Here is a 19,898-nt window from a genome sequence, read left to right on the forward strand (position 1 = left end):
AAGACCGCACTCTCGGCCGACGCGCCCGTGGCCTGCGAAGACGACCATTGATGACATGTTCGAGGTACTGGCCATCGTGCTCGCATTCGTGGTGCTGGCCGTGCTCGCAGCAGTGCCCTTGGTACTGCTGCTGCACGCGACCGACCACAGGCAGCCCGTTAAGGACGTCACAACACACGACCGCGCCTGACCGATAGCCTCTCTCCGGGTCGGAGTCCGAAGGAGAGCAAGCATGCAGGTCAGCGGTATCGCGGCGGTTGTCACCGGTGGGGCGTCGGGTCTTGGCGGAGCGACCGCCGAGGCACTGGCGAAACAAGGCGCCCAGGTGTTCGCACTCGACTTGCCCGGCGCGATCTCAAAGGCACCAACGGTCGACGGCGTGACATACGTGGCGGCCGACGTCACCAGCCCTGCGGAGGTCCAAGCCGCCGTCGACCAGGCAGCCGCTTCAGCGCCATTGCGGGTCGCGGTGAACTGCGCCGGAGTGGGCACGGCCGGACGGATCCTGTCCAAGAAGGGCATCCATGACCTGGACGTGTACCGCAAGATCATCGAAATCAACCTGATCGGCACGTTCAATGTGTTGCGGCTGGCGGCTGACGCGATCGCCAAAACCGACGCGGACGACAACGGCCAGCGTGGCGTCATCATCAACACCGCCTCGATCGCTGCTTTCGACGGACAGATCGGCCAGGCCGCTTATTCGTCTTCCAAGGGTGGCGTGGTCGGTTTGACGCTTCCCGCCGCTCGGGACCTCGCCACTTCCGGGATTCGGGTGATGACCATCGCTCCCGGGGTTGTCGACACCCCGATGCTGGCTGGGGTGAGCGACGAGTTCCGGGCCGCGCTGAGCGAAGGCGTTCCGTTCCCGAAGCGCCTTGCCCTGCCTGCCGAGTACGCCAAGCTGGCGTTGGCGATCATCGACCACGACTACCTGAACGGCGAGGTCATCCGCATGGATGGCGCGTTGCGAATGGCACCTCGCTAAGAAGCGACAAACCCCGCCATCAGGGGCGCCCTTGATTTCACGTTACCGCAGGGGTACGACAATTCCGGGTTTCGCGCGCCTTGCACCGCAACAGCAATTCCCCAGGGGGACCCCTGATTTTACGATACTCCGGGGGTACGACAGTTTTGGGCGATGGCGCGCTATCCGTTGGCTGGCAAGGCAATGCGGCGTTTCACCGGGCCGCATTGCCTCACCACTAAGCCAGCTTTGCCGTGAGCCACTCGTGGAAGGCGACGATGTGGTGCTCGCTCGGTACCAACACGCCACCTCTCGCGTAAGCCCGTGACGACATCGCGGGCTGACACCGCTCACACGCGTCAAAGTCCTGCACGTTCACCCGGTGGAACAGCTCGACCGAGCGCGACACGTCCTTCCCGCTGGCCACCACTTCCTTTGTATAGAGCCAATCGCAGATCACCACCGTCCGGTCCTCGGACATCGGGAACATCCGGTGGAAGATCACGTGGTCGGGCACCAGGTTGATGAACACCTGCGGGTTCACCGTGATCGCGTAGTACTTCCGGTCCTGCTCGTCCCCTACGCCGCCGATCTTGGCGAAGCCTGCGCTGCCGTCGACCGTGAAGCCCTTGGCTTCTTCGGCGAAAGCCGCGCCGTGGCCGACGTAGTACTGTGCCGCGTAGCCGTCGGCGAATTCGGGCAGGACTTCGGTCAGTTCCGGGTGGATCGTCGCGCAGTGGTAGCACTCCATGAAGTTTTCGATGATCAGTTTCCAGTTCGCCTTCACGTCGTAGACGATTCGGCGGCCGACGTCCAATGTGTCGACTTCCCACTGGTTGATCATGTCCGCGTCGCCGAGGCGGTCCCTGGCCGCGCCGGTCACCGTGTCCTCAAAGGACGGTGGCGTGTCGGCGAGACAGACCCAGGCATAGCCGAGCCATTCGCGAAGATGCACGGGGATCAGGCCGTATTCGACTCGGTCGATGTCGGGCATCTTGGTCAGGTTCGGCGCGGCGACCAGCTTGCCGTCCAGGCCATAGGTCCAGGCGTGGTAGGGGCATTGCAGGTTTCGCTTGGCCTCGCCGGAGTCTTCGACGCACAGCTTGGCGCCGCGATGTCGGCAGACATTGAGAAACGCGCGCAGTTGGCTGTCTCGGCCACGGACGACCAACACGCTTTCTCTGCCGACGGTCACGGTTTCGAACTTGCCGGGGGTGGCGATGTCCGCTGATCTGGCCACCGCGAACCACATCGATTCGAAGATCCGCTCCTGTTCGACCCGGAAGATCGACGGATCCGTGTAGTAGTGGCCGGGCAGCGTGGCGAGCAGGCTGGGCGGCAGGCTGAGGGTCAACTCAACACCCCTTCGGACGCAAGCTCACGGCGCCAGCGGCCGAACACACGCGGCTGGTCGACGGCGAGCACGGCAACGGGCCGCGAGTCGCGGCGGTAGACGGCGGCGAACGACCCTTCCACTGAGCCTTCGACGACTTCGACTTCGTCACCGTCACGACGGTGACCGGCGAACTGCAGACGTGCGCCGTACTGGTCGGACCAGAAGTACGGCACCGAGAACCGTGCGGCGTGCACGCTTGTCCGGCCGAGCAAGCTCGCGGCGGCGATCTTGGGCTGCTGCAACGCGTTCGTCCAATGTTCCAGGCGAATCACCGCACCCGCGTGGTCGTTGAACGAGGACGCGCAGTCCCCCACAGCGACGACCTGCGGGATGTTCGTGACGCACCGCGCGTCCGTGACCACGCCTCCATCGACCACCAGACCGGATCCGGCCAGCCATTCGACGTTGGGGATCGCGCCGATTCCAGCGACCACGATGTCCGCTGGGATCTTGCGGCCGTCAGCCAACGAGACCTCGTGCGCTGTCACCCCGGACACCGTCACACCCGTGATCAGAGTGACGCCGTTGCGGGCGTGCAATCCCGCGCACGCGGCGCCCATCTCCGGGCCGAGCGGTCCAGCCATCGGTGTCGGCAAGGTTTCGATGACCGTGACGTCGAGTCCCAGCTGACGTGCGGTGGACGCGACTTCGGCGCCGATGAAACCCGCACCGATCACCACAGCAGATCCGCCATGGACGAAAGCAGAACGCAAGGCCACGGCGTCGTCGAGTGTCCTGAGCGTGTGAACGCCAGGCATTTCGCGAGCACGGGCACCCGTCGCCAGTACGACTCCATCCGTGACGATGCGCTCGCCGGAATCAAGAACAATGGCGCGCTCGGCAGTATCCAGCGAAACCGCGCGGGAACCCAGGCGCCAGTCGAGGTCCAGGATTTTGTCGTCCGGCGTCATCAGCGAGATGTCGTCGACAGACGCTGTGCCGCCAAGGAATTCCTTGGACAGCGGCGGCCGGTCGTAGGGCTCGTGCGACTCGTCGCCGAGCACGATGATGCGGCCCGCGAATTCCTGCGCCCTTAACGCACGCGCGGCTGAGAGGCCGGCGAGTGACGCGCCGACCACGGTGATGGTGCGCATCAGGTAACTGCCGGGACCGGAGCTACGACGACATAGATGTGACCGTCCTGGACGACCACCTGATGGGTACGTACTGGAACTTTGGCTGGCGGTCCGGTGGGCTTACCGGTCCGCAGGTCGAAACACGAGGCGTGCAACGGGCACTCGATCAAGCAGCCGTCGAGCCAGCCGTCGGCCAACGAGGCGTCTTGATGGGTGCACGTGTCGTCGATCGCGTACAGCTCACCGTCGACGTTGAACACGGAGATCGGGGGTTCTCCGTCAAGCCGGACCGCCTCGCCAGGGTGGATGTCACCCAGCGCGCAGACTGGAATCATGTTCGGGCCTCCGTTGTGCGATACACAACATGTCGTGCGATAAGCAACAGAGTGAGGCTTACGCGGGGACGCGTCAAGACTTCAACCAGGGGAACTACGTGACCCGTGAGTAGAGTTGCGACATGGGGAACGAAAAGCCCGCAACAGTCCCAGCACAGTCGACACCTGTGCAGTCCGTGGACCGTGCGCTGGCGATCCTGGACATCTTGGCCATCCGAGGGGAGGCCGGGGTCACCGAGATCGCGGCCGAACTCGATGTGCACAAGTCCACGGCGTTCCGGCTGATCGGCGCACTGGAACAGCGCCGGCTGGTCGAACAGGTGGCCGAGCGCGGCAAGTACCGCCTCGGATTCGGGATCGTCCGGCTCGCCGGCGCCACCACGGCCAGACTCGACCTGCCAAGAGAGAGCCAGCCCGTCTGCGAGCGACTCGCCAACGAGCTGGACGAGACCGTGAACGTGGCGGTCCTCGACTCCGGGCAGGCGACCAACATCATCCAGGTCTACGGCACCGCCGCCGTGACCACGAGAAACTGGATCGGGCAGAGAACCCCGCTGCACGCGACCTCAAGCGGGAAAGTCCTGCTGGCGTGGGCCGACGAAGACCAGTTGACCACCGCGATGGACACCCTGGAGCGCTACACACCTGCCACGATCACCAGCCGCTCGAAACTGCTGTCCGAACTTGACCTGATCCGCGACCGAGGGTGGAGCAGCACCAACGAGGAACTGGAGATCGGCCTGAACGCGATCGCCGCACCGGTCAGGGGCAGCAGCGGCGAAGTGATCGCCGCGGTCAGCGTTTCCGGACCGGCCTATCGGCTCACCGTCGAGTCGTTCGCGACGGTGGCCGAGAAGCTCTGCATTGGCGCGGCCGAAATCAGTTCACGTGTGGGCTATTTCGGCGAATAGACACCCTCACCGCCGCGATGGTGCCGAGCGTGAGAACGGCGCCGAAGCCGATCATTGTCGGCGCCATCGCGGCGTACTCGATGACGATGCTGAACGCGATCGATGGCAAACCCATGCCAATGTAGGAAATGACGAAGAACGCGGCGAGCACACCCGCCCGGGACGCGGGCTCGGCTGCCATCACGGTCTGCGTAACCGCACCTTTGAACAGCAAACCTGCGCCGCCGCCAGCCAAAGCCGCGCCTGCCAGAAATGTTCCGAGTGCTGGGTCGGCCAATGCGATAGCCGTCACCGCGAGGCCGATTGGGAAAAGCCAGGCTCCGATCACCAGTTGGTGGCGGCTAACCGCGAGTTGACCGACGGCCGACGCGGCGAATGCGGTGAAGGGCGCGAGGCCGAGGATGAAGGTTGAGGTGATTCCGAGTTCACCTCGGACCATCACCGAGCCGAGGGATGAAAACACCCCCAGAACCGCGAACGCGAAGAATCCGATCATCGCGGCGCTGGCGAAAGCGGCTTTCTGTCCTGGTTCCAAAGCGAACCTGCTGGGCTGTTCGACCAGTTCGGTGTCCACTGTCTCCGGTGACGAGAGGACCATGACCAGCAGGATTGCCATGATCACGGCAAGCACCACATAGGACGTCACCAGTGGCGCGGGCACCCATTGGGCCATGACTCCCGCGAACAGTGGGCCGACCGCGAGGCCGCCGAGATTCGCTGCTGTGGCAACCAGTCCTGGCACCGGTGAACCGGTCCTTTCCGGATACGCCTCGTGATACAGGTCCGTGAGGTACGGGGTCGCGGTCGAGGCCATCAGTCCAAGCGCCACACCGGTCAGGATGCGGCCGACCATCAGGCCTGGAATGTCCGGCCAGGCCGCCAGCACGATTGCCGAGGCGATCCCGACCAGCAGGGCGGGCGCGATGATCCGCCTGCGGCCGAAGCGGTCGGACATGTGGCCGAGCAGGACGAGGCTCAGCGCGGTGCCGACGACCATGATCGCGAAGGCGACGGTCACTGTGGTCGCGCCGAAGTGGTCGCGTGCCTGGTAGAGCGGCCATAGCGGGGTTGGTGCGGTGCCGAAGGCCATCAGGGACAGGACGGCCACGGCGACGAACCAGAACCCTGGCGCGTGCTTGATCCGCGGTGGACGTACAGCGAGAACGGTCATGGTCGTACTTAAGAACATCCAGGCCAGCGATAGTTCATTTCTGACAGAGCAAGAAGAGATGACAATCAGCTCCGTGAGAGATACTGAGGCATGGAGCTGCGCAATCTCCGGCACTTCGTCGCTCTCGCCGAGGAGCAGAGTTTCACCAACGCGGCGAGCCGGGAGCTGATCGTCCAGTCCGGTTTGTCCTCTTCGGTGCGGGCGCTGGAGAAGGACGTGGGCGCCCGGCTGTTCGTGCGCGGCAGCCGTCCGGTCCGGCTGACCGCGGCAGGCGAGGCGCTACTCGTGCAGGCCAGGCACACCCTGGACGCGGCGGCCGCGGCACAGCAGGCCGTCCAGGACGTCCAAGGTGTCCTAGCTGGACGGTTGCGGGTCGGCGCGCTGAACAGCGTCGGGCACACGCTGCCGTTCACGACCTGGCTCGCCGAGTTCGCGCTGGCACATCCCGGCGTCCACATCACTGTGGTCCAGGAAGGCGCGCAGCAGATGCTGGACATGGTCGACAACGGCGAACTCGACTGTGCGCTGGTGCCCGCGACCAGCGATACCCGCCTGGTCGTGCTGCCTTTGGTCGTCGAGCCGCTTGTGCTTGCCTGCGCACCGGATCATCCACTTGCGACCAACACCGCGATACGACTGTCGCAACTGGACGGCGAGCGATTCGTGGAACCACCCAGCGGCTGGGCGATTCGCGCGACGCTTGACGACGCGTTCCGGGCCAACGGGCTGACCAGGCAGATCGCCTGCGAGGTCTACGGCTGGGAACCCGTGCTCGACCTCGTCCGGGCCGGTGTCGGGATCTCGCTGCTGCCGGGCGGATTGGACTTCAGCAGGCCGAGCTGGCGGGAGCTGCGACTGATCCCGCTCTCGGACGTACGGCTGGACCGCCGGATCGACTTCGTCTACCCGAAAGGCGCCGCCGCCAGCCCGGCTACCAGGCGTTTTGTCGAGTTACTTGAACACAACCGTGCGATGGCCGTTGAGCAGGACGCGGCGCTCGACGTGCCACTGGACGGCTCTGGACAGGGCTAGGCATTCGGCGTCCCGGCCGATCACGGCGAGCTGGTTGGCGTCCTGGGTGTGGTCGACCCTGATCACCTCCTGCTCGATGATCGGGCCTTCGTCCAGGTCGGCCGTGACGTAGTGGGCGGTGGCCCCGACCACCTTCACGCCACGCTCGAAGGCCTGGTGATAAGGCTTGGCGCCCTTGAAACTGGGTAGGAACGAGTGGTGGATGTTGATCACCCGGCCTTCCAGCTTCTGACACAGGTCGTCCGAAAGGACCTGCATGTAGCGGGCGAGCACGGTCAGCTCGATGTCGTGCCGCTCGATCAGCTCGAGCAGTCTTGCCTCCGCCTCGGCTTTGGTCTCGCGGGTGACCGGGACGTGCTCGAACGGGATGCCGTAGGTGTTGGCCAGCGGTTCGAAGTCGCGGTGGTTCGACACGATCAGCGGGATGTCGATTCCCAGCTGGCCGGTTCGCCAGCGGTAGAGCAGGTCGTTGAGGCAGTGCCCGAACCTGGAGACCATAATCATCACGCGCGGCCGTTCATCCACCGCGTGCAGCTGCCATTCCATGCCGTAGACCGTGGCGGTCTTGGCGAAGGAGGCACGCAGGGTCGCCAGGTCGACAGGTTCTCGACGAGCGGCGAGGTGCACGCGCATGTAGAACCGTTCCGAGTCGAACTGCCGGTTGTCCACGATGTCGCAGCCGTGTTCCAGCAGGAACCCGGAGACGGCGTGCACGATCCCGAGCTGCTCGGGACAGGTGAGGGTCAGCACGAACTCATCGCTCACGACATCCTCCTGTTGCGCACTGCGAGACATGCCACGTAGTCCGCAACAGTGTCGCCAGCAGAGCAGTTGGTCTCAGAGTCAACCCCAGCTAGCCTGCTTATGCTTCGCATTACGAACAGCGTTGGGTATTACGCAACACAAGGAGGGTGCGATGAGCTTCGACTACATCATCGTCGGCGGCGGGTCGGCCGGCTGCGCACTGGCCAACAGACTGTCCGCGGACCCCTCCACGAAGGTCCTGGTCCTCGAAGCGGGCAGGCCGGACTGGATCTGGGACATCTTCATCCACATGCCTGCCGCGCTGACCATGGTCATCGGCAACCGGTTCTACGACTGGAAATACAACTCCGAACCGGAGCCGTTCATGGGCGGGCGCCGGGTTTCGCACGGCCGCGGCAAAGTACTCGGCGGTTCCAGCAGCATCAACGGCATGATCTTCCAGCGCGGCAACCCGATGGACCTGGAACGCTGGGCCGCCGATGACGGCATGAAGGACTGGGATTACGCGCATTGCCTGCCGTACTTCAAGAAGATGGAGAACTGCCTGGCCGGCGGGGACGCCTGGCGCGGTGACGACGGCCCGTTGAAACTGGAACGCGGCCCGGCGACCAATCCCCTCTTCGGCGCGTTCTTCGAGGCCGTGCAGCAGGCGGGCTATCCGCTTACCAAGGATGTCAACGGTTTCCAGCAAGAGGGCTTCGCAAAGTTCGACCGGAACATCTACAAAGGACGGCGCCTCTCCGCGGCCCGCGCGTACCTGCACCCGGTCCTGGACCGTCCCAACCTGACGCTCAAGTGCTACACGCACGTGAACAAAGTCCTGTTCGAGGGCAAACGTGCGACCGGTGTCGAGATCAGCCGGTTCGGTCGCACGAAAACCGTACGCGGCAAGGAGATCATCCTCTGCGGCGGCGCGATCAACACGCCTCAGCTACTCCAGCTCTCCGGGATCGGCAACGCGTCAGAGTTGCAGGCTCTCGGCATCGACGTGGTCAACGACCTGCCCGGTGTCGGTGAGAACCTGCAGGACCACCTTGAGGTCTACGTCCAGCACGCCTCGAAGAAGCCGGTCTCGCTGAACCCCGCGTTGAAGTGGCGCAACCGTCCCATGATCGGTCTGAAGTGGTTGCTGGCCAAGAAAGGCCCGGCCTCGACGAACCACTTCGAAGGCGGCGGGTTCGCGCGCAGCAACGAAGACGTGGCCTACCCGAACCTGATGTTCCACTTCCTGCCGCTTGCCGTGCGCTACGACGGGTCGCAGCCGACCGCTGGCCACGGCTACCAGGTGCACATCGGCCCGATGTACTCCGACGTCCGCGGCACGGTGAAGATCAAGTCCACGGATCCGCGCGAGCATCCAGCCCTGCGGTTCAATTACCTGTCGACCGAGCAGGACCGGCGGGAATGGGTCGAGGCGATCCACGTCGCGCGCGAGATCCTCAAGCAGCCCGCGTTCGCCGAGTTCAACGACGGCGAGATCTCCCCCGGGCCGGATGTGTCCACCGACGAGGAGATCCTGGCGTGGGTGGCCAAGGACGCGGAGACCGCGTACCACCCGTCGTGCACAGCGAAGATGGGCATCGACGACATGTCCGTTGTGGACCCCACGAACATGCGCGTGCACGGGGTCGAGGGGCTGAGCGTGGTCGACGCGTCGGTCTTCCCGTACGTCACCAACGGCAACATCTACGCGCCGGTGATGATGGTTGCGGAGAAAGCAAGTGACCTCATCCTGGGCAATACTCCGCTGCCGCCAGCCGAGGCCACCTTCTACCGCCACCACAAGCCATGAGTGTCAATGGCGAGAGCGGCAGCACGATCCAGTCCGTCGATCGGGCGTTGACCGTGCTGCAGCTGCTCGCCCGGTACGGCGAACTCGGCGTCACCGAGATCTCGGCCAAGCTGAAAGTGCACAAGTCGACGGCGTTCCGCCTGGTCACCACGTTGGAGCTGCACGATTTGGTCGAGCAGCACACCGATCGCGGCAAGTACCGGCTCGGCGTCGGCATTCTCCAGCTGGCCGGTGCCACCACGGCCAAGCTCGATCTGGTGCAGCGCGCGAAGCCGGTGTCCCAACGGCTTGCCGAGATCGTCGGCGAGACCGTGAACATAACGGTGTTGTCCGGGCATGAGGCGCTGTACGTCGATCAGGTCGCTGGTTCGGCGGCGCTGCAGTTGCACAACTGGGTCGGCCAGCGGATCCCGTTGCACGCCACGTCCAACGGCAAGGTCTTGCTGGCGACCGTGTCCGGTCCCCGGTTCGACGAGCTGACGACCGGGCCTCTGAAGCGCTTCACGGACAAGACCGTGACCAGCCGGGACGCGCTGCGCAGACAGGTCGACGAAGCACGCAACCGCGGCTACGCGGTTGCCGTCGACGAGCTTGAGGTCGGGCTCACCGCCATCGCCGCACCAATCTGCGGTGCCGATGGAACCGTGGTTGGATCGATCAGTGCATCAGGGCCCGGATTCCGCATTACCGCAGATCGGATACCGGATGTTGCCGCCAAAGTGGTGGCCGCCGGACGGGATGTGTCCCGCCGTCTGGGATGGCATGGCCACTAGATAAACCCATTTGAAACATACGGCGGTCTTGACTATGGACCGTCCCTGGAATGATGGTGTTCCATGCACGGAACTCAGGTGCACGATACGCAACAACCGGTCATCTCCGTCCGGAACCTCTGGAAGGTGTTCGGACCCAAGGCCGCCCGGGTCCCCGGCTCCGAAGAGCTGGGTGCGCTGTCCCGGCGCGAACTGCTGGACCGCACCGGCTGCACGGCCGCGGTCCGTGACATCGATTTCGACGTCGCTCCCGGCGAGGTCTTCGTGGTGATGGGCCTGTCGGGGTCGGGCAAGTCGACCCTGGTGCGCTGCCTCACCCGGCTGATCGAGCCGACAGCAGGCGAAGTGATCTTCGAAGGGGAAGACATCCTCTCCGCCGACCCGAAGCGGCTCAGAGACCTCCGGCGCAACAAGTTCTCCATGGTGTTCCAGCACTTCGGCCTGTTGCCGCACCGGTGCGTCTCGGACAATGTGGCGTACGGCCTTGAGATCCGTGGCGTGCCGAAGGCCGAACGGACCAAGCGCGCCAAGGAAGTCATCGAACTCGTCGGCCTCGGCGGATACGAACTGTCGTACCCCGATCAGCTTTCCGGCGGTATGCAGCAACGGGTCGGGCTGGCGCGTGCGCTCGCCGGTGATCCGGACGTGCTGCTGTTCGACGAGCCGTTCTCCGCACTCGACCCGCTGATCAGGCGGGACATGCAGAGCGAGGTGATCAGGCTGCACCGCGAGGTCGGCAAGACGATGGTGTTCATCACCCACGACCTGTCCGAGGCGCTCAAGCTCGGCGACCGCATCCTGATCATGCGGGACGGCGCACTCGTACAGATCGGCACGGGCGATGAACTCGTTGCCGCGCCCGCGGATGACTACGTGCGCGACTTCGTGCGGGACGTGCCGCGCTCGCACGTGCTCACGCTGAAGTGGATCATGCGTGCGCCGCGGGACAGCGATCCGCTCGACGGTCCCGAACTCGGGCCGGACGTAGTCGTGCGCGAGGCGACGCGCAGTGTGCTGGCGGCCGAGAAGCCGGTGAAGGTCGTCAAGGACGGTGAACTGCTCGGCATCGTCGGCGACGAGGAGATCTTGTCGGTCATCGCCGGAGGAAGTGACTCCTGATGGTGGCTACCTCACGGGTATCACCGACGCTGCCCAAGGTGAACATAGTCGTGCGCAACCGCGGCAGGCTCGTGCTCGGCATCCTCGCGGTGTGGTTGGTGCTGTGGGTGTTCCTGCGCGGAATGCACACGCTGGCCCTCGGCGGCGCCCAGCTCACGTCGGTGCACCACTGGTTCAACGACCTCAACGACGTGATCGGCGCGAACCGCAACTCCAACCCGATCTTCCTGTACTTCTTCAACTACATCCGGCTGTTCATCGACAACTTCGTCGTGTTCCTGCAGTCGATCATCGCGCAGCCGTCGTTCGGCCGGCCGTTGCCGCTGATCGGCTGGTTCGGTGTGGTCGCGCTGGTCGGCTTCGTGTCCTACGCGGTCGCCAACATCCGCGTCGCGCTGCTCGCCGCGGCCGGTTTCTTCTTCCTTGGCCTGCAAGGGTTGTGGCGCGAAAGCATGGACACGCTCGCGCTCACCCTCGCCGCCGTGATCATCTCGTTGGTGATCGGCATCCCGCTGGGCATCTGGGCGGGTCTGTCCGACCGGTTCAACCGGATCATCACGCCGGCACTGGACTTCATGCAGATCATGCCGTCGTTCGTGTACCTTGCGCCGCTGACGCTGTTCTTCCTGATCGGACCGGCGTCAGCGACCATCGCGACCCTGATCTACGCGGCGCCACCGGTCATCCGGCTGACGGCGCACGGGATCAGATCGGCGCCACACGACACGGTCGAGGCAAGCGAATCCCTTGGCTCGACGAAAACCCAGACACTGACCAAGGTTCTGCTGCCCGCGGCCAAACGGACCATCGTGCTCGGCGTGAACCAGACAATCATGGCGGCGCTGGCGATGGTCACCATCGCGGCCCTGATCGACGCTCCCGGTCTCGGTAAGACGGTCATCAAGGCGTTGCAGACATTGGACGTCGGTACGGCGTTCAACGCGGGCCTGGCGATCGTGGTGATGGCGATCGTGCTCGACCGCGTCACCACGGCCGCCGCCACCCGTGGGCGCAGCCGTCCAAACAGGATCGTCCTGCTCGTGGGGGCCGCGTTGACGGCCTTCGCGGTCTGGCTGTCGTACACCTACGTGTGGGCGGCCGAGTTCGACTCCCAGTGGGACATCGGCAGCACGATCGTGTTGTGGGCGACCGACGTGACCGACTGGGTGCAGTCGAACTTCGCGCCGATCACCAACGGCGTCAAGGACTTCTTCACCTTGGTGCTGATCGATCCGCTGCAGGCCGTGCTCGCCGACTCGCCGTGGTGGCTGGTCACGGCCGCGATCGTGGCAATTTCAGTGGTGATCGGCAATGTCCGCGCGGCGATCGTTTCCGCGGTCTGCTTGGCATTGCTTGTCGCGACGGGATTGTGGTCCGACGGCATGACCACGTTGGCTTCACTGCTTGTTGCCACAGTGTTCACGATGATCATCGGACTGGTCGTCGGTGTCTGGATGGGACGCTCGCAGCGAGCCGACCGGGTGATCCGGCCAGTGCTCGACGCGGCACAGACCATGCCGCACTTCGTGTATCTGGTGCCGTTCCTGGCTTTGTTCTCGGCAAGCAGGTTCACCGCGATCGCCGCGGCGGTCGTGTACGCGGCACCGGTCGCCGTGAAGATCGTCGCGGATGGCATCCGTGGCGTGTCGGCGACCACAGTGGAGGCAGCGGTAGCGTCCGGGTCGAGCAATTGGCAGACGATCACCAAGGTGCAGCTGCCGATGTCGGTCCGGGCCGTCACGCTGGCCACCAACCAGGGGTTGATCTACGTGCTTTCGATGGTCGTCGTCGGTGGCTTGGTCGGCGCCGGTGCGCTCGGCTACGACGTCGTCGCGGGGTTCTCACAGGGCCAGCTCTACGGCAAGGGGCTCGCGGCCGGCATCGCGATTGTGCTGCTCGGGGTGATGCTCGACCGCCTGACGCAGGCGGCGGCCAACCGGACGCAACGAGGAGGTTCACGGTGAAGAGGACTCTGGCGGTCAGTGTTGTCGCCGCATTGGCATTGGCCGGCTGCAGCGGTGCGAAGGTCGGAGAAAGCAGCGGTGGCGGCGGATCGCAGGCATCGTGCGGCGAGTTCAAGATCGCGATCAACCCATGGGTCGGCTACGAAGCCAACGCGGCGGTGATCGCGTACGTCGCCGAGAAGAACCTCGGTTGCCGCGTGACCAAGAAGGACCTGAAGGAAGAGGTGGCCTGGCAGGGTTTCGGCACCGGTGAGGTCGACGCGGTCGTCGAGAACTGGGGCCACGATGACCTGCGCAAGAAGTACATCGACGACCAGAAGATCGGCGTCTCTGCCGGATCGACCGGGGTGAAAGGCCAGATCGGCTGGTACATCCCGCCATGGCTGGCGAAAGAAAAGCCAGAGCTGTTGGACTGGAACAACCTGAACAAGAACGCGGACCTGTTCAAGACCTCGGAATCCGGCGGGCAGGGCCAGTTGCTCGACGGCGACCCGTCGTTCGTGACCAACGACGAGGCACTGGTCAAGAACCTCGGCCTGAACTTCAAGGTGGTCTACGGCGGCAGCGAGACCGCGTTGATCCAGGCGTTCCGGCAGGCCGAAGAGCGCAAGACGCCGTTGATCGGCTACTTCTACTCGCCACAGTGGCTGTTCTCGGAGCTCAAGCTGGAAAAGGTGAAGCTGCCGCCGTACGCGCCGGGTTGCGACGCGGTCGCTGAGAAGATCGCCTGCGACTACCCGGACTACGACCTGGACAAGATCGTCAGCAAGAAGTTCGCCGACGCCAACGGCCCCGCCTACCAGCTGGTGAAGAACTTCACGTGGACCAACGACGACCAGAACATCGTGGCCAGGTGGATCGCGGTGGACAAGATGTCCCCGGACGCAGCGGCGAAGAAGTGGGTCGAAGCCAACCAGGACAAGGTCAAAGCCTGGCTGCCTGCCCAGTCGTAAGCGTTTTCCCAGCGTGCGCCTCGTGAGTGGTTATCGGGGTTAGAACTCTGCTAACCACTCACGAGGGGATTTGCTTCTCGGCCCACAGGGCCCAGTCGCGGTAGGTCGCGCTGCCGCGCAGGCCGAACTCAAGGACCACCCGGCCTGACGTGTTCTCCGGGCATGGTTCTTCCTCGGCGATCAGCTCCGCCAGCTTGCTGAGCTCCTCATGCTGCTGTGCCGCCAACTCGGCTTGGTGACGCAGGAACGCGGCCGCTTTCTCCGGTGAGACCAGGTGCAGGAAGAACGCGCGCAACAGCATCCCGTTGCGGCGCAATGGTTCCGGCTCGACTTCGGTCATCCAGTGCAGCAGGGCCGCCCGTCCGTCTTCGGTGATGGCGTATTCCTTGCGGCCGCGCGGCCCCTCGGCGGCCACTTCCACCAGGCCTTCGTCCGCCATCTTCGTCAGTTCGCCGTAGACCTGGCTCTGGGTCGCCGACCAGACGTAGGCCAGGGAGACCTCGAAGCGTTTCATCAGGTCGTATCCGCTGGCCGGACCCGCGGTGAGCAGGCCGAGCACGGCGTGCCGAAGACTCATACCGATGATTTTGACATTCCAGCATTGACATGTCGAATTCTGACCTTCTAGTTTTGACATGTCACTCCTGGAAGGAGATCGAGATGCCCGCGTACCTGGAAGGCCTGCTCGCCCCGGTTGCCGACGAGATCGAGGCGGTCAGCCTGCCGGTCACCGGCGAGCTGCCTGCCGAACTGACCGGCCGGTACTTCCGCAACGGCCCGAATCCCCTGCCTGGCCAGGATCCTGGACACTGGTTCGGTGGCGACGGGATGATCCACGGCGTCCGGATCCGTGACGGCCACGCCGACTGGTACCGCAACCGGTGGGTGAAGACCGCGAAACTGGCGGGCGCCCAGTACCTCACCGACAACGGGCTTGACCGGACCGCCGTCAACGCGAACACGAACGTCATCCGGCACGCGGGCAAGATTTTCGCCCTGGTGGAGTCCGGTTTTCCGTACGAGATGACGCCCGAGCTGGACACGGTCGGCCCGTGCGACTTCGGCGGCAGGCTGACCACCGCGATGACCGCACACCCCAAAGAGGACCCGGTCACCGGCGACCTGCACTTCTTCGGCTACGGCTTCATGCCGCCCTACGTGACCTACCACCGGCTGTCCGCCACAGGCGAGCTGGTGGAAAGCCGGGACATCGACGTGCCGGGCGCCACGATGATGCACGACTTCTCGATCACCGAGAACTACGTGATCTGGCTGGACCTGCCCCTGGCTTTCGACTTCGAGCTGGTCGGCAAAGGCATGCCCTACCAGTGGAGCGACAGCTACGGCGCCCGGATCGGCGTGATGCCCAAGGGCGGCGAGGTCCAGTGGTTCGACGTGGATCCGTGTTACGTCTTCCACGTCGGCAACGCCTACGAGGACCAAGGCCGGATCGTGCTGGACGCGGTCAGGTACTCGCGCGGCAAGTTCACCGAGCTCTGGGGCCAGATCAGCGGCGAGACCAATCCGGCGGCGAGTGCGGTCGGATCCGGCCTGTACCGATGGATCCTCGACCCGGCGACCGGCAAGGTCGTCGAGGAGCTGCGGGACGACCGGGACATCGAGTTCCCGTCGTTCAACGAGGAGCACCTCGGCCGCCCGAGCAAGTTCCTCTACACGGTCACCGACAACGCGATCGTCAAGTACGACACGGACACGGGCCGCAGTCACGTCAACGACCTCGGCAAGAGTCCCGGTGAGGCGGAGTTCGTCCGCAAACAGGACGCCAAGAGCGAGGACGAGGGCTGGCTGATGTCCATCGTCACCGAACAGGACGGCGGCGGCTCTGAGCTGCTGGTTCTCGACGCGCAAACGCTTGGCTTCACCGCGTCGATCACGCTGCCGCGCCGGGTTCCCGCAGGCTTCCACGGGAACTGGCTGCCGGACGCTTGACACCGGGACTCCCCACGAGCCACGCTTGTTGCGCAAGCTGCATGGTGTTGCGAATAGTGCACCCACATGGTGAGCGCAGGAGGCTGGTGTGGCCGGACCGAAGGTCGTGATCATCGGGGCCGGGGTGGTAGGAGCCGCCCTCGCCGACGAACTGACCACCAAGGGCTGGACCGACGTCACGGTCGTCGATCAAGGCCCGCTGCCGACACCCGGTGGTTCGTCTTCGCACGCGCCCGGCCTGGTATTCCAGGCCAACGGCTCCAAGACGATGACCGAACTGGCCCGCTACACCGTTGAGAAGCTGGTCGAGCTCGACTGCTTCCTGCAAGTCGGCGGCCTGGAAGTGGCGCTGACGCCGGAACGTGAGCAGGAGCTGCACCGCAGGCTCGGCTGGTTGACCTCGTGGGGCGTCGAGGGCACGGTCCTCGACGCGGGCGAGACGCAGAAGCTGTACCCGTTGCTGCGCGAGGACAGCGTCCGCGCGGGCCTGCATGTGCCGACCGACGGCCTGGCCAAAGCGGTCAAGGCCGTCGAGGTGCAGCTCAAGCGTGCCGCGGACCGAGGCGCGAAACTCATGGAGCGCCACGAGGTCCTGGACATCAAGACCGAAGGCGACCGGGTCACCGGCGTCGTCACCGACAAGGGTGAGCTCGCGGCGGACATCGTGGTCTGCTGCGCCGGGATCTGGGGCCCGAAGGTCGCGGGCCTGGTCGGGATGACGTTGCCGCTGGTCCCGCTCGCGCATCAGCTCGCGTGGACCGGCCAGGTCCCGGCGATCGCGGGCCAGCAGGCCGAAGCGGTCCGGCCGATCCTGCGGCACCAGGACGCGGACCTGTACTACCGCGACCGCTACGACACGATCGGCATCGGCTTCTACGGCCACCAGCCGATGCCGATCGACGTGCACGACATCGCCAGCGTGGACAAGGCCGAAGTCATGCCGTCGGTGCTGCCGTTCACCGAACAGGACTTCGAAGAGGCCTGGCACGAAACCCGCTGGCTGCTGCCGTCGACCAAGGACGCCAAGATCGAGGAAGGCATCAACGGCCTGTTCTCGTTCACCGTCGACGACATGCCGTTGCTCGGCGAATCCCCCACTGTCAGCGGGTTCTGGGTCGCCGAGGCGGTCTGGGTCACGCACTCCGCCGGTGTCGCCAACGCGATGGCCGAGTGGCTGGTCGAGGGCTACTGCAAGTCCTACGACCTGCACGAGTGCGACGTGAACAGGTTCGAGAAGCACCACCTGGCGCCGGACTACGTCAAAGCCCGTGGCTGCCAGAACTTCGTCGAGGTCTACGACATCAAGCACCCGCTGCAGCCGATGGAAGCGCCTCGGCCATTGCGCACGAGCCCGTTCTACCAGCGGCAGAAGGAACTCGGCGGCTACTTCCTCGAAGCCAACGGCTGGGAGCGGCCGCAGTGGTATGAGGTGAACCTGGATCTGTTGCAGGACCGGCAAGTTCACCAACCCAACGCGTGGGCCGCGCAGTACTGGTCGCCGATCGCGGCCGTGGAAGCGCAGATCACCCGCGAGCGCATTGCCCTGTATGACATGACGGCCTTGAAGCGGCTGATTGTCGAAGGTCGTGGCGCGGCGGACTTTCTGCAGCGGATGACCACGGGTGACGTGAACAAGTCTGTCGGTTCGGTGACGTACTGCCTGCTGCTGGACATCGACGGCGGCATCCGCAGTGACGTGACCGTGGCGCGTTTGGGCCGCAACGAGTTCCAGGTTGGCGCCAACGGAAACCTGGACCTGGACTGGTTCACGCGGCACTTGCCGGAGGACGTGTCCGTGCGTGACATCACCGCGAGCACGTGCTGCCTGGGCCTCTGGGGTCCCAAGGCGCGCGAGCTGATGCAGCCGTTGACCGACATTGACCTGACCGCGCTGAAGTACTTCCGTGGCAAGCAGGGTTACGTCGGCAACGTGCCAGTCACCGCGTTGCGTCTGTCCTATGTAGGCGAACTGGGGTGGGAGCTGTACACCACCGCTGACATGGGTTTGAAGCTGTGGGACACGCTGTGGGCCGCAGGTGAGGAGTACGGGCTGATCGCGGGCGGCCGGGCGGCGTTCAACAGCCTGCGCCTTGAGAAGGGCTACCGCTCGTTCGGCACGGACATGACCTACGAGCACGATCCGTTCGAGGCCGGTCTCGGGTTCGCGGTGAAGATGTCCAAGGACTTCATCGGCAAGGACGCGTTGAACCCGGACGAGCCCAAACGCAAGCTCACGTGCTTGACCTTGGACGACACCGTGATGGGCAAGGAGCCGGTGTTCGACGGCTCCCAGTGCGTCGGGTACGTGACCAGCGCGTCCTACGGCCACACGATCAACAAAGGCATCGCCTACGCCTGGCTGCCGACCGAGCTGACCACACCGGGCCAGACTGTCCACATTGGATACTTTGATCGCCGGATCGAGGCGACGGTCGCGCAAGAGCCGCTGTTCGACCCCACCATGACCCGGTTGAGGGGATAGGCATGGAGCACCCCGACTGGCTCTGGCGCACTCCGGAGCCGAAGAAGTCCTATGACGTCATCATTGTCGGCGCCGGCGGCCATGGCCTGGCCACGGCGTACTACCTTGCGAAAAACCACGGCATCACGAACGTGGCCGTGCTGGAAAAGGGCTGGCTGGCAGGCGGGAACATGGCCCGCAACACCACGATCATCCGGTCCAACTACCTGTGGGACGAGAGCGCGGCGATCTACGAGCACGCGCTGAAACTGTGGGAAGGCCTGCAGGAGGACCTGGAGTACGACTTCCTGTTCAGCCAGCGCGGCGTGCTCAACCTCGCGCACACGCTGCAGGACATCCGGGAGGGCACGCGGCGCGTCAACGCCAACCGCCTCAACGGCGTCGACGGCGAATGGCTCACGCCGGACGAGGTCGCCAAGGTCTGCCCGATCGTCAACATCTCGCCGGACGTGCGGTATCCCGTGCTCGGCGGAACATGGCAGCCGCGCGCCGGGATCGCCAAACATGACTACGTGGCCTGGGCTTTCGCGCGTAAGGCCGACCGGTACGGCGTCGATCTGATCCAGAACTGCGAGGTCACGGGCTTCATCACGGACGGCAACCGGGTGACCGGCGTGCAGACGAATCGTGGCCCGATCCTGGCCGGTCGCGTTGGACTCGCGGCCGCCGGTCACTCCAGCGTGCTCGCGTCCACCTTGGGCATCCGGCTGCCGCTGCAAAGCCATCCCTTGCAAGCGCTTGTTTCGGAGCTCTTGGAACCCGTACACCCGACCGTGGTCATGTCGAACCACGTGCATGTCTACGTCAGCCAGGCGCACAAGGGCGAACTGGTGATGGGCGCGGGCATCGACTCGTACAACTCCTATGGCCAGCGCGGTTCGGTGCACGTGATCGAGCAGCAGATGGCCGCGGCCTTGGAACTGTTCCCGATCTTCGCGCGGGCGCACCTGATCCGGACGTGGGGCGGGATCGTGGACGTCACGCCGGACGCGTCGCCGATCATCGGCCGCACCCCGGTGGAGAACCTGTTCGTCAACTGCGGCTGGGGAACCGGCGGTTTCAAGGCCACGCCAGGCGTTGGCTGGGTCTTCGCGCACACGTTGGCGCACGGCGAGCCGCACGCGTTGAACGAACCTTTCACCCTTGAGCGCTTCACCTCGGGCGCTTTGATCGACGAACACGGCGCCGCGGCCGTCGCACACTGAGGAGAGG

General features: G+C 64.9%; 18 protein-coding genes. 12 read left to right on the top strand and 6 right to left on the bottom strand.

Annotation, left to right across the window (positions count from 1 at the left end; translation table 11 throughout):
* Nucleotides 1–55 precede the first annotated feature (55 nt).
* Together LWC34_RS57020 and LWC34_RS19570 are read left to right on the top strand one after the other, a co-directional pair.
* Complete coding sequence (locus LWC34_RS57020; protein ID WP_284051630.1) at nucleotides 56–190, top strand: hypothetical protein; 135 nt, start codon at nucleotides 56–58, stop codon at nucleotides 188–190.
* A 42-nt stretch (nucleotides 191–232) separates the two neighbouring features.
* Nucleotides 233–988 (top strand): SDR family NAD(P)-dependent oxidoreductase, encoded by a 756-nt coding sequence (locus LWC34_RS19570; RefSeq protein WP_233726621.1) that lies wholly within the window; start codon nucleotides 233–235, stop codon nucleotides 986–988.
* Nucleotides 989–1,205: 217 nt separating this feature from the next.
* Here the strand turns inward: LWC34_RS19570 and LWC34_RS19575 are convergent, their stop codons facing one another.
* From LWC34_RS19575 to LWC34_RS19585, 3 genes are read right to left on the bottom strand one after another with little or no spacing between them, the layout of a single operon-like run.
* On the bottom strand, nucleotides 1,206–2,321 hold the full coding sequence (locus LWC34_RS19575; protein WP_233726622.1) for an aromatic ring-hydroxylating oxygenase subunit alpha: 1,116 nt from the start codon (nucleotides 2,319–2,321) through the stop codon (nucleotides 1,206–1,208).
* Nucleotides 2,318–3,457 (bottom strand): NAD(P)/FAD-dependent oxidoreductase, encoded by a 1,140-nt coding sequence (locus LWC34_RS19580; RefSeq protein ID WP_233726623.1) that lies wholly within the window; start codon nucleotides 3,455–3,457, stop codon nucleotides 2,318–2,320. The genes LWC34_RS19575 and LWC34_RS19580 overlap by 4 nt, the downstream gene beginning before the upstream one ends.
* The gene (locus tag LWC34_RS19585; protein WP_233726624.1) at nucleotides 3,457–3,774 is read right to left on the bottom strand and encodes a bifunctional 3-phenylpropionate/cinnamic acid dioxygenase ferredoxin subunit; all 318 of its coding nucleotides are present in this window, start codon (nucleotides 3,772–3,774) and stop codon (nucleotides 3,457–3,459) included. Before LWC34_RS19585 ends, LWC34_RS19580 begins: the two co-directional genes overlap by 1 nt.
* A 122-nt stretch (nucleotides 3,775–3,896) precedes the next feature.
* On the opposite strand from LWC34_RS19585, the gene LWC34_RS19590 reads away from it, so the two are divergent.
* Entirely contained in the window at nucleotides 3,897–4,685 is a 789-nt protein-coding gene (locus LWC34_RS19590) for an IclR family transcriptional regulator (RefSeq protein ID WP_233726625.1), read from the top strand.
* Here LWC34_RS19590 and LWC34_RS19595 read toward each other — a convergent pair.
* Nucleotides 4,654–5,856 carry an MFS transporter gene (locus LWC34_RS19595; RefSeq protein WP_233726626.1) on the bottom strand — a complete coding sequence of 401 codons (1,203 nt, stop codon included), beginning with the start codon at nucleotides 5,854–5,856 and terminating at the stop codon, nucleotides 4,654–4,656. The genes LWC34_RS19590 and LWC34_RS19595 overlap by 32 nt on opposite strands.
* Before the next feature lie 90 nt (nucleotides 5,857–5,946).
* On the opposite strand from LWC34_RS19595, the gene LWC34_RS19600 reads away from it, so the two are divergent.
* Nucleotides 5,947–6,888, top strand: a complete 942-nt coding sequence (locus tag LWC34_RS19600; protein WP_233726627.1) for a LysR family transcriptional regulator — start codon at nucleotides 5,947–5,949, stop codon at nucleotides 6,886–6,888.
* On the opposite strand, the gene purU is transcribed toward LWC34_RS19600, so the two are convergent.
* The gene (gene purU, locus LWC34_RS19605; RefSeq protein WP_233726628.1) at nucleotides 6,808–7,653 is read right to left on the bottom strand and encodes a formyltetrahydrofolate deformylase; all 846 of its coding nucleotides are present in this window, start codon (nucleotides 7,651–7,653) and stop codon (nucleotides 6,808–6,810) included. The genes LWC34_RS19600 and purU overlap by 81 nt on opposite strands.
* A 151-nt stretch (nucleotides 7,654–7,804) precedes the next feature.
* Between purU and betA the strand changes: the two genes are divergently transcribed.
* From betA to LWC34_RS19630, 5 genes are all read left to right on the top strand, one after another.
* Nucleotides 7,805–9,445 carry a choline dehydrogenase gene (gene betA / locus LWC34_RS19610; protein ID WP_233726629.1) on the top strand — a complete coding sequence of 547 codons (1,641 nt, stop codon included), beginning with the start codon at nucleotides 7,805–7,807 and terminating at the stop codon, nucleotides 9,443–9,445.
* On the top strand, nucleotides 9,442–10,218 hold the full coding sequence (locus LWC34_RS19615) for an IclR family transcriptional regulator (protein ID WP_233726630.1): 777 nt from the start codon (nucleotides 9,442–9,444) through the stop codon (nucleotides 10,216–10,218). Before betA ends, LWC34_RS19615 begins: the two co-directional genes overlap by 4 nt.
* Nucleotides 10,219–10,344: 126 nt before the next feature.
* Nucleotides 10,345–11,337 carry a quaternary amine ABC transporter ATP-binding protein gene (locus LWC34_RS19620; protein WP_233726631.1) on the top strand — a complete coding sequence of 331 codons (993 nt, stop codon included), beginning with the start codon at nucleotides 10,345–10,347 and terminating at the stop codon, nucleotides 11,335–11,337.
* A 38-nt stretch (nucleotides 11,338–11,375) separates the two neighbouring features.
* Entirely contained in the window at nucleotides 11,376–13,301 is a 1,926-nt protein-coding gene (locus tag LWC34_RS19625; RefSeq protein WP_233726632.1) for an ABC transporter permease, read from the top strand.
* Nucleotides 13,298–14,254, top strand: a complete 957-nt coding sequence (locus LWC34_RS19630) for an ABC transporter substrate-binding protein (protein WP_233726633.1) — start codon at nucleotides 13,298–13,300, stop codon at nucleotides 14,252–14,254. The genes LWC34_RS19625 and LWC34_RS19630 overlap by 4 nt, the downstream gene beginning before the upstream one ends.
* Before the next feature lie 58 nt (nucleotides 14,255–14,312).
* Here LWC34_RS19630 and LWC34_RS19635 read toward each other — a convergent pair whose 3' ends face one another.
* Complete coding sequence (locus tag LWC34_RS19635; RefSeq protein WP_233726634.1) at nucleotides 14,313–14,831, bottom strand: PadR family transcriptional regulator; 519 nt, start codon at nucleotides 14,829–14,831, stop codon at nucleotides 14,313–14,315.
* An 83-nt stretch (nucleotides 14,832–14,914) separates the two neighbouring features.
* Between LWC34_RS19635 and LWC34_RS19640 the strand changes: the two genes are divergently transcribed.
* The 3 genes from LWC34_RS19640 (at nucleotide 14,915) to LWC34_RS19650 (ending at nucleotide 19,891) form a co-directional block, all read left to right on the top strand.
* Nucleotides 14,915–16,204 carry a carotenoid oxygenase family protein gene (locus LWC34_RS19640; protein ID WP_233726635.1) on the top strand — a complete coding sequence of 430 codons (1,290 nt, stop codon included), beginning with the start codon at nucleotides 14,915–14,917 and terminating at the stop codon, nucleotides 16,202–16,204.
* Between the two features lie 88 nt (nucleotides 16,205–16,292).
* Entirely contained in the window at nucleotides 16,293–18,686 is a 2,394-nt protein-coding gene (locus LWC34_RS19645) for a GcvT family protein (protein WP_233726636.1), read from the top strand.
* Nucleotides 18,687–18,688: 2 nt separating this feature from the next.
* Entirely contained in the window at nucleotides 18,689–19,891 is a 1,203-nt protein-coding gene (locus LWC34_RS19650) for a sarcosine oxidase subunit beta family protein (protein ID WP_233726637.1), read from the top strand.
* Nucleotides 19,892–19,898 lie beyond the last annotated feature (7 nt).

Source organism: Kibdelosporangium philippinense, assembly GCF_021390435.2.
Classification (GTDB): Bacteria; Actinomycetota; Actinomycetes; order Mycobacteriales; family Pseudonocardiaceae; genus Kibdelosporangium; species Kibdelosporangium philippinense.

Excerpts from the sequence above, each read along its gene's own strand:
- LWC34_RS19595 (WP_233726626.1), bottom strand. The coding sequence starts at position 5,856 with ATGACCGTTCTCGCTGTACGTCCACCGCGGATCAAGCACGCGCCAGGG.
- LWC34_RS19590 (WP_233726625.1), top strand. The coding sequence starts at position 3,897 with ATGGGGAACGAAAAGCCCGCAACAGTCCCAGCACAGTCGACACCTGTG.
- LWC34_RS19570 (WP_233726621.1), top strand. The coding sequence starts at position 233 with ATGCAGGTCAGCGGTATCGCGGCGGTTGTCACCGGTGGGGCGTCGGGT.
- LWC34_RS19640 (WP_233726635.1), top strand. The coding sequence starts at position 14,915 with ATGCCCGCGTACCTGGAAGGCCTGCTCGCCCCGGTTGCCGACGAGATC.
- LWC34_RS19585 (WP_233726624.1), bottom strand. The coding sequence starts at position 3,774 with ATGATTCCAGTCTGCGCGCTGGGTGACATCCACCCTGGCGAGGCGGTC.
- LWC34_RS57020 (WP_284051630.1), top strand. The coding sequence starts at position 56 with ATGTTCGAGGTACTGGCCATCGTGCTCGCATTCGTGGTGCTGGCCGTG.
- LWC34_RS19635 (WP_233726634.1), bottom strand. The coding sequence starts at position 14,831 with ATGAGTCTTCGGCACGCCGTGCTCGGCCTGCTCACCGCGGGTCCGGCC.
- LWC34_RS19650 (WP_233726637.1), top strand. The coding sequence starts at position 18,689 with ATGGAGCACCCCGACTGGCTCTGGCGCACTCCGGAGCCGAAGAAGTCC.
- LWC34_RS19615 (WP_233726630.1), top strand. The coding sequence starts at position 9,442 with ATGAGTGTCAATGGCGAGAGCGGCAGCACGATCCAGTCCGTCGATCGG.
- betA (WP_233726629.1), top strand. The coding sequence starts at position 7,805 with ATGAGCTTCGACTACATCATCGTCGGCGGCGGGTCGGCCGGCTGCGCA.
- LWC34_RS19580 (WP_233726623.1), bottom strand. The coding sequence starts at position 3,457 with ATGCGCACCATCACCGTGGTCGGCGCGTCACTCGCCGGCCTCTCAGCC.
- LWC34_RS19600 (WP_233726627.1), top strand. The coding sequence starts at position 5,947 with ATGGAGCTGCGCAATCTCCGGCACTTCGTCGCTCTCGCCGAGGAGCAG.